Below are 15,782 nucleotides of genomic sequence, written 5' to 3' on the forward strand. Positions count from 1 at the left end.
CCTCGTAGAAAGTAATACCGCTGTTGCTGGCTTCTTTACTGTTACCAGTTAAAGTCCAGTCGGCGCCATCGGCACCGGTTACGCTATCCGTACCGGTGCCTGCATCGACGCTACTCAGCCCACTAAAGCTAATGTCTGCAACATCCAGTGCGTTGCTCCCAGTAATGACGAAGGCTTCATCGCCACTGGTACCGGTCAGCGCTGCGGTGATGGCACTGACAATGCCATCGAAGGTCAGCGAGCCCGCGCTGACTTGGTTATTGGTGCCGGTCAGGGCCAGGCCATCGCTGTAGGCGCTGGCGTCCAGGCTGTCGTCACCGCCATTGCCATCCACGGCGGACATGCCGCTAATACTCAGGTCATAAGCCTCAACCTCCCCACCGGATTGCAGCACAAACGCATCCGTGCCACTGGTACCCAGTAGATTGGCGTTGACGGCGGTGAGGGATTCTACCTCGTAGAAAGTAATACCGCTGTTGCTGGCTTCTTTACTGTTACCAGTTAAAGTCCAGTCGGCGCCATCGGCACCGGTTACGCTATCCGTACCGGTGCCTGCATCGACGCTACTCAGCCCACTAAAGCTAATGTCTGCAACATCCAGTGCGTTGCTCCCAGTAATGACGAAGGCGTCATCGCCACTGGTACCGGTCAGCGCTGCGGTGATGGCACTGACAATGCCATCGAAGGTCAGGGAGCCCGCGCTGACTTGGTTATTGGTGCCGGTCAGGGCCAGGCCATCGCTGTAGGCACTGGCGTCCAGGCTGTCGTCACCGCCATTGCCGTCCACGGCGGACATACCGCTAATGCTCAGGTTATAAACCTCAACATCCCCATCGGATTGCAGCACAAACGCATCCGTGCCACTGGTACCTAATAGGTTGGCATTGACGGCAGTGAGGGACTCCACTTCGGAGAAAGTAATACCGCTGTTGATGGCTTCATTGTTCGTACCGGTTAAGGTCCAGTCGGCACCATCAGCACCGATTACGCTATCAAGGCCATCACCTAAATTAACGCCTTCTACTCCTGTAAAGGAGATTGTATCAACCGAAAACGCATTAATTCCGGTTACTGTTACTAAATCAGTATTGTCAGAGAGTGTAAAAGTGTCGGTTCCACTGCCACCAATAACGGTACCAGAATTGGAAACCTGGATATTTCCCAATAAGTTATTTGTGTTGGTAATCTGATCACTGTCAAAAGGGTTAATGCCTACTGAGAGGAAGAAATCAGAAACATTAATAGTACCCAAATTGGTAAAGGAGCCTCCCGCATCAATCGTCAGACCACCGACTCCTGTAACTGTAACTCCAGTATCAATTTGGACACCATTAAATGAAGTCAGAGTGAGAGTGGTGTTTTGATTCCATGCAATAGAATCAGCAACAAGAATCCCATTTGAAAAATCATCACCAGATGGAGTCACGGCTCCATCTGGCCCTGAAGCGGTATTGGCATTAGTAACACTGATTTCCACATTATTATTCACCAAGGCATCTTGTACCGCTGTCACAGAGATACAATTCACAGTGCATGAAGCGGAAATCTCCATCCAGCCTGGATCCAGTAGCCAGTCACCTGTTTTCCCATCACCATGGCTAAGTGTGGAAACAAACATATCTTCCTCGTCGAGCTGAAGATATTGTTTGCCTGAAGTTTCTACAAAGCCACCATCACCGCCAGCAGCCCCTGACTCTGCAAGAATCGTCCCGGCAAACTCTGTAGTATTATCAGCCCATACGACAACCTTGCCACCATCGGCATTTCCAATACCACTAGCATTAATATTTGCCTCTTCTGTGACAGTCGTAAATTCGGCATTACGGATTTCTGGGTTAACCCCCTGGTAGTCCCCCCCGATAAGGACTTCACCACCGGATTCGACACCACGAGCATCAATATTCCCGGCAACAAAGACCTCATTCCCTAGCACCGCAGCATAGCCACCATGCCCGGAGTTACCTTTTACAATTATTTTTCCGGTGTGCTCAGTAGAATCGCCCTCTAATACAACTTCGCCACCTACTTTTCCTGATGCATCCAAAGTTCCGCTATTGACAACACTTCCGCCAGAACCAAATAAGCGGATTTTTCCACCACTGGTATCAATACCTTGCGCCTTTACAGTGCCTTCATTATTCACCGCGGCTGTAAATAGATCACCAGAGACACTAGCCTCCATTAATACTTGGGCGCCTTCGATAGCTCCTTTATTTAGAACTGCACTATCTACGCCAAGCTCATTTTCCATTACCTCTTTGGTAACTTTGAGGCCAATAAGCCCATCCGCGTCGAAAGTGAGTATTGCTTCATCAGCCGCAGCCAGACTAACCAGCTCTGCACTGATTAATCCGGAAGACGCATTGGTAACCTGCTTTCCAACCAATAGCGCACTAGATGCGTTGATTACTCCCCGGTTTACAACAATGCCTGATGAACCATCCTCACCCTTAAAAATGAAATCGCCATTCATAAAGTCTTCCGGGCTCATATCGAGTCCAGAAGCTGTGATAGCGCCGACATTCACTGTCGCGGTTTCAGTGAAAAGTACTCCTCGGGGATTAACCAGGATTACATGCCCATTCGCCTCAATCGAACCATGAATTGTACTCGGGTCCTGCCCCAAAATACGGTTGAGCACTATGGATGAGGAATCGGGCTGTAAAAACTTAACCAACTCTTCCGGACTTAAGTTAAATGAGTCCCAATCAATCGATAACAAATCGGTAGTCTGATCGATCGTTGTGGTTTTACCATTCACGTCAATCGTACCTTTACCTCCAGTCACCACACCACCCTCAGGGCCGGCATAAGCTACCGGACTCAAAAGTCCCGTGAACACTCCAGCATAAGCAAGGCTTGATAATTTTATTGCAGTTACTAATTTTCTTACTTCAAGCATTTTCTTTTTGGCTTTCATACCAGAACCCTACAAAGAGGTACTTTGTTATCGTTAGCGATTCAAAAATTCTTAATCAGTTATAAAAAACTGAAAAATCGGCATAAATCGTTGGTTCATCCTCACCAACAGCAATATTGGTTATTGATGTGCTCGACATGATTGGCCATGCCATGGAGACTTTACTTGAGAACCTGTCGTCCCAATTGAATTTGAAAAGCACACCCGCCCCTGAGAATCTGGCCCAATCATCATCCAGTGTCTTTTCATAGTTATTAACAAAGCCATAACCCACATCAGCTATCAAGGCAACTTGCACAATATCGTTTAGACGCTGACCGAATAGCACCGGATTGATCACTTCGGGAAAATTCATATACCACTCTGCAGACAAAACAGCACCTTTATCTGCAGAGAAATCTCTTACCGCAAATGCGCGCACTCCATTTGCCCCACCTAGTGACATCTGTTCAAATCCAGGTAAATTACTTTCACTATATTGCGCCCTTCCTTTTAAGATAAGCCTTGATTGCTCATCAACAAAAGGCATAGGAAGGAAAAGCAGTGAGCTGGTATTGATCGCTACTTTATTAAATTCATCCCCCCGCCCGGGTTCCACATCATTCTGATGCTCACCATATTGAAGATTTACATTCATTACATTCAACATGGAAATTAAGCCATTAGATAGGCTATCTAAATAAATACCAACCTCACCGCCATAAACATGATCATTTGTAAATTCAATATTACCCTCAACCTCAGACTCCTTTTCAGTCAAGCTAAAGGATCCTGTTAAATTAAAATCACGAGATCTTCTAAATTTACGATCAATGGATAGCGCATAGCTCTTATTAACACCTGATATATTTAAGGCGTTAATTATGCTTTTAGGATCATCCTTATTTTTTTCATCATATAATTCAAATTCATTGTAATCGGCCGATATTTCAAGCCTATTTCTAGACCCCCAAAATGGAAAGCTATATCGTATTTGCCCTAACTTTGATCCGGAGGAGTCACTGGACTCGAGATTAGACTTCAGATAATTCAGTGTTAACGCATCGCCAATTCCTAACGGGTTAAGCCAGTCAACCATTGTGTATGCTCTTTGATTGCCAGTATAAAGAGAGCCATGGTTATCCAGCCTAAATGAGGCTTTAAAGGAGCTTGATTCACGCGCCTTCAAATTAAGCTTGGTTTCACCAGGATTATCTCCCGCACTGAAATAACCAGTAACATTTAGACCTGGTAAATCATTGAGGAGGTATAAACCCTCTTCAATACTTTCATGATTAACCAATTTCCCTTTTTGATTTTCGAAAGGCTCTGCAAGTTGCTCCAGTGCATAACGCTTATTATCTTCAGCAACTACTTGCCCCAACAGCCCCTCCTGAATAGTGAACGTAACTACACCATCTTCGACATCTTGTGCAGGTATTTGTACCTGAGCCAGAAAAAGTCCCTGACGACGGTAGAAGTTAGTCAGCTCCGCAGCAATCTCTTCAAGATCGGCATAGCTTAATCCACGCTCTTTATTTTGTTTTTCGATAACACTGACAAGTTTTTTGAGCTCTGCCGGGCCCAAGCCACCTGGGCTAAATTGGGCTTTCATATTGCCCAATAAAATTGCCAATTCCTCGAGGTTATCTACTGTATAACCGCTAGCGAGGATTTTATCCTCTTTCATATATTTAACGCGAAGTCTCTCTGCCATTTCTTCGACAACTTCACGCTCGATACCAAAGTCTGGATACTCCTCCAGCCGGTGGAATCTAAATTTTTTAACTGTAATTCTAGGGCCTTGATTACGCTGGGATATCTCGGGAATCTCGGTATTGAGATTTGGATCCTCGGCTTCATAGTTGCGTTGTAGGAAATCCTTGGTGACATCCGCCTCATTAACGGTGGGTGTATCCTGATCGAAGGCCTGCCTTACGCGACTACGAAAGTTGGACCCCTCGTCTTGAGCATAAACTGGCAAATTTGATAACAGAAAACCTGCACCCACAAACAGCGCCAGCTTACTTTTTCCAAGCCCAAGCATAACTCCCCCAAAATACTCATTTTTATAAAGTCGTCCCCAGTCTAAAAGGGAGGTGACGACGTATTTCTTATTAATTCACATCCCTGACGATGCGAAAGCCTGTTAATTCATCCGCAAGACCAGCGTGAAGCCTTTTGGTTGTAGCGAGACAGCGGCTCATAGGATCTTGTCGATTACCTCCGAGTGCGAGTAACTCCCCTTCGGTGCCTCTGGCCCACTCCTGGACATTACCCACAGCATTTACCAGGCCAAACCTGTTTATCGAACCGTCCTGAGCGGGCACCAACTCGACACCTTTCTCGATACCACCGTATTTTAAGTGACAATTGCGATCTGCTACTTCTTCCTGGCCATTGGCACTGGCTGCGGCAAACCATTCCTGCTCAGTGGGAAGACGATAATGGTATCCGGTCTCCTCGGATAACCAGCTGAGATAGGCTTCTGCGTCTTGAAGAGTTAAGTTATTGGCTGGCAAATCGCCCACAGCGATATCTAAAGCTCCACACTGCTTGGTTGCACTGCAGTAGTAACTCAGGTCACGATTGCTTACTTCATACTTACTCACAGCCAGGGGTCGACCACTCACCCCTCTGACAACCACCATTGCCGGTCCTTTGGTGCCATCGGCAAGGCGATCACGGCAGCTGTAACGCGCCCCTCTACCACCACTACCTGGCACCAGGTGACCGCAAAAATCCAGCTTGAATTCTTTGAGAGGCTGATAACCCGGCAGAAGCGCCCTAAATTCATCGACCAGTGTCTGTGTTCTTAGCGGGTCTTCTACAGCCAGTTTAGTGACGCAGTTACTGAGCTCGCCACCAACAACCGGGCGAATCTGCCTGGCTTTAACGCTGTCCAGCTTTGCTAACTGTGATAACTGGGCTCCCACCGCAACGACATTCATATCAAAACCACAGGTGAGAGCGGCTTCCATATTGGTCAGCACAGTATCAATTTGTTTATTTTTTATGGCATCCAGCCGACGGCGTTCAGCCCGTTCTTCTGCAAGTCGGGTGCGCTCTGCCTCACGTTCAACCTCCAGACGTTCGGCCTCCAGACGAGCTCGAAGATTCTCTCGATCAGTAGCTAACTGGGATTTAATCGCCACAGCCTGACTGGATACGCCATACCAGCTCGCGGCGCTTTCCAACATGGAGTCCGCTTGATCCAGGTTACCCAGGTTTAACTGACCTGTAGCAGCGGCAAGGAAGAGTTCTGAAATCTCACGACGTTTATTATCGAGAAACTCTTCGTCACTAGAATTAAGCTCCGAGTACTCATGCAGTTCGATACGGAGATCCTTTTCCCAAGCAGGAGTGAGGATACTCAGAGAGACCAGGCGATTTATCGCTTCTTTCTTGTCGCTAATTCGCCGCTGCAACAGCTCCTCCTGGAGCTTTTTCTCCAATTCGACTTTTACCCTTGCCTGTTCAGCCGTATTTTGCTGCTCCAAGTGGCTATAACCCACACCGGCCCCTACAAGTACCATGGCAAAGGCACCACCCAGTACCCATTTCCAGGTAGTGCTGACAAAAAATGCCTGGACGAATTTCTCTACAGAATCTGTGCGCTCTTCCCGTGTAAGCTGCAAAGCGGCTTCGAGGGCACGCCATTCCCGTCGGTTTAAGCCCTTGATACGCTTGGGCCGCAGCTTCTTCTCCAATGCTTTATCGGCGGGAACCTTGTCATAGGGATGCCTACCACAAAACAGCTCGTAGGCTACACAACCTAGGGCATAGACATCATCAGAAGGGGCAGGCTCTCCCCCTTTGAGCATCTCATAACTAGCATAAGCCGGGGTCAGTGCTCCCAGGCTTCCAGCATCAAAGACCGTAGTTTCACCGGTTTTGTTGGCGATCCCCCCTTCAGAGACCGCCCTGGCAATACCAAAGTCAAAAACCTTTGCGCCCTTCTTACTGGTGACAAAGATATTGCCGGGCTTAAAGTCTGAATGGACAATCTTATGCGAATGGGCGTAGATCAGGGCCTGGGAAATATCAGAAAAGACAGATCGGGCCTTTTCCGGCCCCAGACCGACATCAGCGTGCTCTCGCAAGAGCTTGTCAAGCGGAGCACCCTCAAGGAACTCCATCGTCATAAAGACCCGGTCACCATCACGGTCGAAATCGTAGACGGTTACGATATTAGGGTGAGCCAGTGTCTGTGACTTACGTGCTTCACGCTGCAGAGAAATAAAAGCATCGGGATGTTTTTGGAAGTCATCATTTAACAGTTTAATCGCCACGTAGGGCTCACTGTCATTGGCTTCCAGCTTACGGCGATCCAGAGCCTTATAAACAGCTCCCATCCCGCCAACGCCGAGGAGTTTATCCAGCTCAAAACGCCCTTTGATAACCGTTTTGGTAACAGCACCAGAAGACAGAGGCTCAAAAGAGTCTGGGGGGTCAATGGGGTTTGCAGGGATTCCACCAGAGAGTTGGCCGGTCTCTCTCTTTTTTCCAGTATTCTTTCGCGGCGCGGGACTAAAGACTGTAGCGTCCGCATTGAAGCCAGCTGCAGCGGAAGGCAGTACTGCCTGGGCTCCACGTACTGGTGGATGATCATTTTTCCCTGTGGAGTCCTGATGGACAACGACCGTTACATCGCCATCATCTGTCAGTCCCTTCTTAGATTTATCCGGACCGGGCAGATTGCCGTTCGGCCGAACAACACGTGTCTTATCGTTCAATTCCGCCTCCATGGGAAAGCTTTTCGACACACCTATAGACTGTAACAACAAAATGCTACAGACCGGTTGTCAAGCTAAATAGGGGACAAAGTATATAGAACAGCCCTATAGGCAACAATGAAGGGATAAGCGAATAAGATCGGCTATAAACCGTTTTGAACAAACCACTCAACAAATACAGGGTGTGCGGAGAACCAAATATCCAGCACAAGTCATTACACTGCCTTACAGCCAGAGATGGCGGGCCAGAAACCTAATTCTAAAATATTCAACTATGTGAATACCATTAACAATTCTTAATTTTTCAAGAACCCAGCTTGCCTTCTAGGCCATAGATCCTTCTAGCCGTTAGAAAATTAATTAGTGTCAGAGTCGAATAAGCGCAGACGGCATACCCCCAACAATCAACTCTATCCCCTAACTAATTAGTGCCAGAGTCGATTTAATAAGCTAAAAATTCGGTTTTTTTTTGTATTTCCCTCTGTTTAAATCACCTCAGTTGTCATTGCGACACCACCTGAGCTGCTGCACTAGTGTGGTAGTGAGGAATTAATCAACTACTTCTCAAGCCAACAAAGAGGGATTTCCCATGGCTATTTACATGAACTTCAACAAACTAGCCACCAAAGGTAATGTTACCGCCAAAGGTTATGAAGACTGGATCGAAGTTGACAGCTTCAACTTTGGTGTTGGTCGCGGTATCACCATGGAAGCCGGTGCTACCTCCAACCGCGAAGCCTCTCGCCCAAGCCTGAGCGAAGTTACCTTCACTAAGCGCATTGACGCATCCTCAGGCGGCTTGTTCAAAGCTTCTGTTACTGGTGACGAAGGTGTGCCTGTTGAAATCCACGTTGTACAAACTGGTGCTAACTCTGTAGAAAAGTATGCAGTTTACAAGCTGGAAAACGTACTGATTTCTTCCTACAGCATTGGTGCTTCTGCTGGTGGCGCTCCTCAAGAGGCTATCTCACTGAGCTTTGCCAAAATTGAGGCTGACCTCAACCATGCAGACAAATCCAATAAGAACCCCAAAAACATGCGTGTTGGATACGACCTCACTACTGCTACCCCGCTGTAATAGGTCTACCCCCCCTTTTTGGGAGAAAGATGGCCTGCAGAATTCTGCGGGCTATCTACAGGTCTTTAGCTGAGTGCTTATTGAGTTTTCAGCTAAAGATCTGCAAATCTGCTAGTTCTCATTTCTTTCAGGCACCGTAGGGATAGTTGGGGCTGCCCATGGCTACACTCAATCAAGATAAAAGAATGATTACGGTCGATAGCCCGGTTGGCACAGATGCGCTAATTGCTACGACCCTGCAAGGCGAAGAGCATGTATCTAAGCTTTTCCGCTATGAAGTGCAATTGCTTTCTGATGACCATGCTATCGAGCAAAAGGATATTGTCGGCAAACCGATGACTGTATCCATTCATCACTCTGAAACACCGCGTCATATCAATGGATATGTTACTCAGTTTTCTCTGCATGATGTCAATGCTGAGGGCGTACGCAGCTATAGCGCTATTTTGCAACCTGGCCTGTGGTTTACCAGCTTGGCGGGAAGTAACAGAGTATTTGAAAACAAATCAGCCAAGCAAATCTTGGAAGAAGTTCTCGGAGAGTACAGCCGCGTTATAAAGCTCACTTTAAAGCTAAACGCAGAGTATATAACTCGTGAATATTGCGTGCAGTTTGATGAGAGTGATTTTGAATTTGTTAATCGCCTTATGGCTGAAGAAGGCATCTCTTACTATTTTAAGCACTCTTCGGGACAACATGAGCTTGTGCTATGTGATGATCCACAGGACTTCTATGACTGTGAAAGTGAAAACATCGAGTATGATGGTGGAGGCAGCCATCCCACCAAAAATACAGTAAGTAGCTGGAGAAGAAACTTCAATTATCATGGTGGTGGGTTTGAACTAAAAGATTATAGCGAGTACACCGCAACCAAGGATAACAAACAGCAGGTAAAAACTACCAGCCAGCTGAATGATGTTGCAACCTATATGCGCGGCCTCTATGGCTTAAACCATTTCCAGGCCGATGGTGAGCATAAGCATAAATTTACTGACAGTTATCACAAGGCCCTTGCAGAGCGAGCGATGGAAGCACAGGAAGCGCTCTTCGATGTGAGCCATGGCCGTAGTGACTGCCCATCCTTTACCGCGGGCGGGCGCTTTAACTTCGATCACTCGCTATCCTCCGAAAAAGGAAAATATCTTATTACCTCCGTGCATATCTCTGCCGCGGATGGGAATGGTATACAAACCCACTTCCACAATACCTTTAGCTGTATACCTTCTAGTGTAATGCCCCGCCCTCAGCCCAATGTATGCGCAAAGAAGATCCATTCACCACAAGTTGCACGTGTTTTAGAAGTAAAAGCCACTGCTTCAGATAGTTCTCAGGATCCCTATACACAGCTCAAAGTTAAGTTTCCCTGGAACTCCCAACAGAACAGCTGCTGGGTAAGAGTTATGCAGTCTTTTGCCGGAAAAAATTGGGGGGCCAATTTTGTCCCCAGAGTTAACCAAGAGGTGGTTGTCACTTATATCAATGGTGACCCAGATCGACCATTGATTACCGGAGCCGTTTATAACGGAGATAACCCTGGGCCCAACTACACAGCTACACAAAGTGGCTGGAAAACCGAGTATGAAGGCAGCACCTTCAATGAGCTCAGATTTGATGACAAGAGTGGCAACGAAGAAATTTATATGGAAGCCGGGAAGGATCATAACTTTGTGATCCACAATGACCAAACCGGTAAAATAGAAAACCAGCAGACATTAGAAATCAAACAAGACCGGAGTATTACCGTTACTGACGGCAGTGAGATTGTCACCATTGCCAAGGGTGACCAAAAGCTGAATGTCAATAAGGGCAATCAAGTGGTCACTATCGGCTCAGGTAATCATACCCTTAAGGTCAGTAAAGGCACCCAGACAACCGATGCCATGGGGGCAATTAAGATAACCTCTAAAGCTTCTATCGAGTTGAAGGTTGGTGGCAGTAGCATCAAGCTAACACCAGCAGGTATCACCATCAAGGGAACAATGCTTTCCTGTAAAGGGGACGCAACTGCGGAAGTTAAAGGCGGTGGTATGCTCACCTTGAAAGGTGGCGTTACCATGATCAATTGATGGGGTTTAACAATAGATGACCGATCTGATCAAAGTCCAAGCGCTAACTGCAGCTGATCTTCTAAAGAATTTTGAGGTCAGCGAGGAAGCAGAAGAACACCTGGTGCCTGATACAGCGCCTGAGGTGAGTATTAATCAGCTTGTGGAAGCTGGCCTCTACCCGGATGCCATAAAATTACTGGCCCATGGTCTGCCTAAGCGTGAAGCAGTATGGTGGGCCTGCCTCGCAGCACGTGATATACAAAGTCCTGAAACTGACGAAGACAATGTCAGTGCACTGATCGCAGCAGAGACCTGGGCTAAAAAACCCAGCGAAGAGTCACGCTTAAAGTGTAAAGCTCTGGGCGATAAAACCAAACACAAGACTCCAGCAAGCTGGGCGGCTACCGCAGCCAGTTGGTGTCATGGCAGTTTAGCTGCCGAGGGCGAGCCGGTCGTAGAACCACCCGAGCATCTTTATGCACACGCAGTAGCCGGCAGTATCACATTAGCTGCTGTCTTATCTGACCCGGTAGACCCAGCGAAACGCTTTGACCGCTATATGAAGCAGGGGCTTGATTTGGCCCGCGGCGGCAATGGAAAAGTAAAGGAATAAATCATGGGCAAGCCAGCTTCTCGTATCACCGATATGCATGTCTGTCCAATGGTGACTGGCACAGTACCTCATGTCGGAGGCCCGATTCTCAGCCCTGGTGCTCCGACAGTAATTATCGGTGGTATGCCATCCGCCACTGTCGGTAGCACTTGCACTTGTGTAGGACCTCCCGATACAGTCGCTATGGGTAGTACAACGGTCATGCTGCAAAAAAAGCCTGCTGCCCGAATGGGAGATACAACTGGCCATGGGGGCAAGATTGTTATTGGATGCCCCACAGTATTGATTGGTGGTTAACCGTTACAGTGGTCTCTATTTAGCTTAATTGTGAGCAGGAGAAAGACCTTTTAGGGCAGTAGATTTATCCATTAACTCTGACCTCAAACAATAATTATTTATCAATATAAATATAAAAAATACTTAACAAAAATAACGAAAATTCAAAATTTTAACATACCCAAATTTTGAATGAGGCCTTTTGCGCCCAACCCATCCAAAAATTAAAACCCATAAATATATCAGTTGATTTTTTCAGATCCCCAATACTTTTACTTCTTAAAGGACTGTATCATTAATTGTAAATAAATACATTCATGCCCAAAAATAGAAATTTAAAAACAGCCAATAAATTTTCTTCTTGATGTAAATAAGAGTCATGGCCATATAAAAGACAACAACCATAAAAGGAGGACTTTATGGGACTATGTATTGATTCAACTAATCTAGCATTTATCAATCAAGTTAGAAACGCTTTAACTACACTTCTTGGGCAGGCAAACGCTCTAACATATTCCTCAGAAAAATATCATACCGGTGCTCGTACGATTATCCGAATTACACGGGGTGTCGGCATGACCAATGCACTCTTACAGCTACCCCAAAGTGCAACTCTTGTTTCTCGGATCATTGCCAGCCCACATGACACAAGAATAACTGAAAGTACAGGCTTAGCTGCAGTTCCAGATAAGTGGTTAAAAGATAGGGTATGGAGTAATTTTAAGTATTACGTCCCACTTGTTAAACACGATCAAGGTTTCATGGGAAAAGTAATGAGCACAGGAGCTAGCGCCTGTGTCCACTGGAATAACGCTGTTCAGACTACCACAAATCTAAATCAAAATGGCACAGTGACTGATGGCGGTGCTTGCCCTAATTTTATCACGTTGGCGCACGAACTCGGTCATGCCGATCGAATTAATCGTGGAGCATATTTAAGTGGTGGAACTGAAATTACTTGCTTAGTAGATGAACGTCAAAATATGTTACATAATGTTCAAGTAACTCAACCAACACGTTTCTTTAGGGCTCGTGTAAATGCTGGCGGGGCAAACATTATAATTCCAGACCTAAATAGAACCATCAACAATCCAAACAATGTTATTACTACGAGAACCCAAGGCTGGATTTGGGTAACGACTGAAAGAATTCTACTTGAAGAGCTAGCTAACGTAGGAGGCCTAAGCGATGACAACAATGTCCTCCCTAATGACCCCCTAACAATTTCAGAAAATACTATCCGTGTTGAACATGGTATAGCTAGACGTAGAAAGTATGGCAGAATCGGGCAAATTAATTAATTTATCGGTCAGTGAAACAAATAGTTTTAGGCGCCCCTCTAAGCATAGAGAAAAACATGCTAAAGGAACTTTACTTGGAGGTTTTTAATTAAGGCATTGGATATATCATGAATAGCCCAGGAGTCAATCACTGCTGGGCTATTTTTCTATCTATTCTAAAATATAGGCAAAATCACCCTCTTCAGTCGCAGATACTTTAATTGCTTTAACCTCTTCACCCTTCGCCATTTTATCCAAGCATTCACTAGCCAATTCTGGCAATAGAGTCTTATTTAAGATCACCTCAATATTGCGAGCCCCAGTATCGGCTTCGTGACAACGTGCCACAATATTGATGAGTACGTCTTCATCATATGAGAAGGAAGCACCATAGTGCTCTCGTACACGCTTCTCAATCTTACGCATATTGATCTTACAGATTTCCACCAGATTCTCATCATCCAGGGGATAGTAAGCAACCACATTGGCACGACCAAGGAATGCCGGCTTGAATTTCTGTAACAGATGGGGACGAATATTATCGAGAAGTACATCCGGCTCTGGTTTTTCTTCTACCTGGCTGAATATAGCTCTAATAGCATCCTCACCGGCATTGGAGGTCATAATGATAACGGTATTCTTGAAGTCGATATCACGCCCTTCACCATCTTTAATGGAGCCCTTATCAAATAGGTTATAGAAAATATCCTGAACACCGGGATGGGCTTTCTCCATTTCGTCCAACAGAATCACAGAATAAGGTTTACGCCTTGCAGCCTCTGTAAGAACTCCTCCCTCCCCGTAGCCAACATATCCGGGAGGCGATCCCAACAACATAGATACTTTGTGCTCTTCTTTAAATTCGGCCATATTGATCGTGGTGATATTTTGTTCGCCACCGAATAATTCATCGGCTAATGCCAAAGCCGTTTCAGTTTTACCTACACCACTGGTTCCGCAGAACATAAATACACCTACGGGCTTACGCGGGTCGGTTAGACCAGCACGCGAGGTGCGAATTGCTTGGGCAACAGCCTCAATTGCATGAGGTTGCCCAATCACGCGCTTATTGAGTCGCTCTGCCAGTGTTTTAACCGCAATGATTTCATCGCTTACCATTTTTCCAACAGGTATGCCCGTCCAGTTGGCGACCACTGCAGCAATAGCCTGTTCGTCAACGGCCGGTTGCATTAATGGAGTGTCACCCTGTATGGACTCAAGTTCTACAGAGAGACTTTTTAACTGCTGTTGATAGTCAGCTAATAAAGCGGGATCAGGCTCCTGTTGATCGCCCTTTCCTTTCATGAATTCAGAGTCAATTTGATCGCGAATTTTTTGAATCTGCTCAATTAACTCATTTTCTTTAACAAGCTGTTGTTCCAAAGTAGCTAAACGCTGTTCTTCGGCTAGCTTGAACGCCCTCAATTCAGTTAGCTGCTCTTCATGCTCACCCATAGCTGCGTTTTCACGCTCCAGCTTGGCCAGTGTAGTATTCGTTCGATCAATATTGATTCGAGCATCTTCAATTGCTCCAGGGGTAGCCGATTGGCTAAGTGCTACACGTGCACAAGCTGTATCCAACAGACTCACAGACTTATCGGGTAACTGGCGACCAGGGATATAGCGATGAGATAGCTTTACTGAGGCAATAACTGCTTCGTCCAGAATTCGCACTTTGTGGTGCTCCTCAAGAGTAGCAGCAATACCGCGCATCATATCTATTGCATCTGTCTCAGAGGGCTCTTCGACCTTTACAACCTGGAAACGTCGGGTAAGGGCGGGATCACGTTCAAAGTACTTTTTATACTCAGCCCAGGTTGTTGCAGCCAGGGTCCTTAACTCACCCCGTGCTAACGCTGGCTTGAGCAAGTTAGCTGCATCGCCCTGGCCTTCTTTACCCCCAGCACCAATCATGGTGTGGGCCTCATCAATGAATAAAATGATAGGTGTTGGCGAGGATTTAACCTCTTCAATGACAGATTTGAGACGATTTTCGAACTCCCCTTTTACACTGGCACCCGCCTGGAGTAAGCCCAGGTCCAGAGTCCTCACGGCAACACCACGCAAGGGTTCAGGCACATCGCCACTGGCAATACGTAAAGCAAAGCCCTCAACCACTGCAGTCTTACCTACTCCCGCCTCGCCAGTAAGAATCGGGTTGTTTTGTCTGCGTCGGGTCAGAATATCAATACACTGCCGGATCTCTTCATCTCGCCCAAGAACAGGATCAATTTCCCCTTTCTTAGCTCTTTCAGTGAGGTTGACCGTGTACTTATCAAGAGCTGGAGCCTTGCTAGCAGCAGCGGCTACTGCAGCGGCCCCATCATCCGTAGTACTTGCGGCTCCAATATGGCTAGACTCGGCACTTTGACCGAACATAGCTCTAGCTGTTTCACGAATGGATTCCGGAGCTATATTTTTGAGCTCTGGGCAAGACTCCAGAATTTGGCGGCGTGACGTTTCTTCTAATAACAAAGCTGCGAGAAAATGCCCAGAGCTGATAGCACGGTGACCATAGTCAATAGAAGCCAACATCCAGGAATTCTTAGCTGCTTCTACAATGGTCGGAGATAACGCTGGTGGACGACTGCTACCTGAGCGGAATCCAGCAATAGCGGATGCAAGCTGTTTTGCAAAGTTTGCAGGATTACAATCATGCTTTTCAAGCAGATGATAGAGATCGGTATCCGATTGGTCCAATAACTTCAGCAGCCAGTGCTCAAGCTCAACGTTATATTGATTTTGTGATAGACAGAGGCCGGCAGCGCCCTCAAGGGAATCACGCATATGCGGTGTCATGGTATCTACAAGCCGCTTCAAATCGATATTTATCACAGTGTAAAGATCCTTTT

Annotated in this window: 9 protein-coding genes; 5 read left to right on the forward strand and 4 right to left on the reverse strand. The window is 46.5% G+C overall.

The window, feature by feature from the left end; genetic code table 11:
- The 3 genes from LC073_RS03010 to LC073_RS03020 form a co-directional block, all read right to left on the reverse strand.
- The coding region (locus tag LC073_RS03010) for a filamentous hemagglutinin N-terminal domain-containing protein (protein WP_226643337.1) at positions 1-2,920 on the reverse strand (2,920 nt) is incomplete at its 3' end.
- Between the two features lie 55 nt (positions 2,921-2,975).
- Positions 2,976-4,946: a ShlB/FhaC/HecB family hemolysin secretion/activation protein gene (locus LC073_RS03015; RefSeq protein WP_226643339.1), complete on the reverse strand. Its 1,971-nt coding sequence runs from the start codon at positions 4,944-4,946 to the stop codon at positions 2,976-2,978.
- A gap of 70 nt (positions 4,947-5,016) precedes the next feature.
- Positions 5,017-7,635, reverse strand: coding sequence for a bifunctional serine/threonine-protein kinase/formylglycine-generating enzyme family protein (locus LC073_RS03020; RefSeq protein WP_226643342.1), 2,619 nt, complete (start codon positions 7,633-7,635; stop codon positions 5,017-5,019).
- Between the two features lie 589 nt (positions 7,636-8,224).
- Here LC073_RS03020 and LC073_RS03025 point away from each other — a divergent pair.
- The 5 genes from LC073_RS03025 to LC073_RS03045 all read left to right on the forward strand — a co-directional run bounded on the left by LC073_RS03025 (position 8,225) and on the right by LC073_RS03045 (position 12,951).
- On the forward strand, positions 8,225-8,713 hold the full coding sequence (locus LC073_RS03025; protein WP_226643344.1) for an Hcp family type VI secretion system effector: 489 nt from the start codon (positions 8,225-8,227) through the stop codon (positions 8,711-8,713).
- A 158-nt stretch (positions 8,714-8,871) separates the two neighbouring features.
- A complete protein-coding gene (locus tag LC073_RS03030) occupies positions 8,872-10,779 on the forward strand; it encodes a type VI secretion system Vgr family protein (protein WP_226643346.1) in 1,908 nt (635 codons plus the stop codon).
- 16 nt (positions 10,780-10,795) lie between these two features.
- Positions 10,796-11,374 carry a DUF6931 family protein gene (locus tag LC073_RS03035; protein ID WP_226643348.1) on the forward strand — a complete coding sequence of 193 codons (579 nt, stop codon included), beginning with the start codon at positions 10,796-10,798 and terminating at the stop codon, positions 11,372-11,374.
- Between the two features lie 3 nt (positions 11,375-11,377).
- Positions 11,378-11,671 carry a PAAR domain-containing protein gene (locus tag LC073_RS03040; protein WP_152450772.1) on the forward strand — a complete coding sequence of 98 codons (294 nt, stop codon included), beginning with the start codon at positions 11,378-11,380 and terminating at the stop codon, positions 11,669-11,671.
- Between the two features lie 398 nt (positions 11,672-12,069).
- The gene (locus tag LC073_RS03045) at positions 12,070-12,951 is read left to right on the forward strand and encodes a M91 family zinc metallopeptidase (protein WP_226643350.1); all 882 of its coding nucleotides are present in this window, start codon (positions 12,070-12,072) and stop codon (positions 12,949-12,951) included.
- Between the two features lie 150 nt (positions 12,952-13,101).
- Here the strand turns inward: LC073_RS03045 and tssH are convergent, their stop codons facing one another.
- A complete protein-coding gene (gene tssH / locus LC073_RS03050) occupies positions 13,102-15,765 on the reverse strand; it encodes a type VI secretion system ATPase TssH (RefSeq protein WP_226643352.1) in 2,664 nt (887 codons plus the stop codon).
- Positions 15,766-15,782: the final 17 nt, after the last annotated feature.

This window comes from Microbulbifer variabilis (genome assembly GCF_020524905.1).
Taxonomy (GTDB): Bacteria; Pseudomonadota; Gammaproteobacteria; order Pseudomonadales; family Cellvibrionaceae; genus Microbulbifer; species Microbulbifer variabilis_A.

Excerpts from the sequence above, each read along its gene's own strand:
- LC073_RS03015 (WP_226643339.1), bottom strand. The coding sequence starts at position 4,946 with ATGCTTGGGCTTGGAAAAAGTAAGCTGGCGCTGTTTGTGGGTGCAGGT.
- LC073_RS03030 (WP_226643346.1), top strand. The coding sequence starts at position 8,872 with ATGGCTACACTCAATCAAGATAAAAGAATGATTACGGTCGATAGCCCG.
- LC073_RS03035 (WP_226643348.1), top strand. The coding sequence starts at position 10,796 with ATGACCGATCTGATCAAAGTCCAAGCGCTAACTGCAGCTGATCTTCTA.
- LC073_RS03025 (WP_226643344.1), top strand. The coding sequence starts at position 8,225 with ATGGCTATTTACATGAACTTCAACAAACTAGCCACCAAAGGTAATGTT.
- LC073_RS03045 (WP_226643350.1), top strand. The coding sequence starts at position 12,070 with ATGGGACTATGTATTGATTCAACTAATCTAGCATTTATCAATCAAGTT.
- LC073_RS03040 (WP_152450772.1), top strand. The coding sequence starts at position 11,378 with ATGGGCAAGCCAGCTTCTCGTATCACCGATATGCATGTCTGTCCAATG.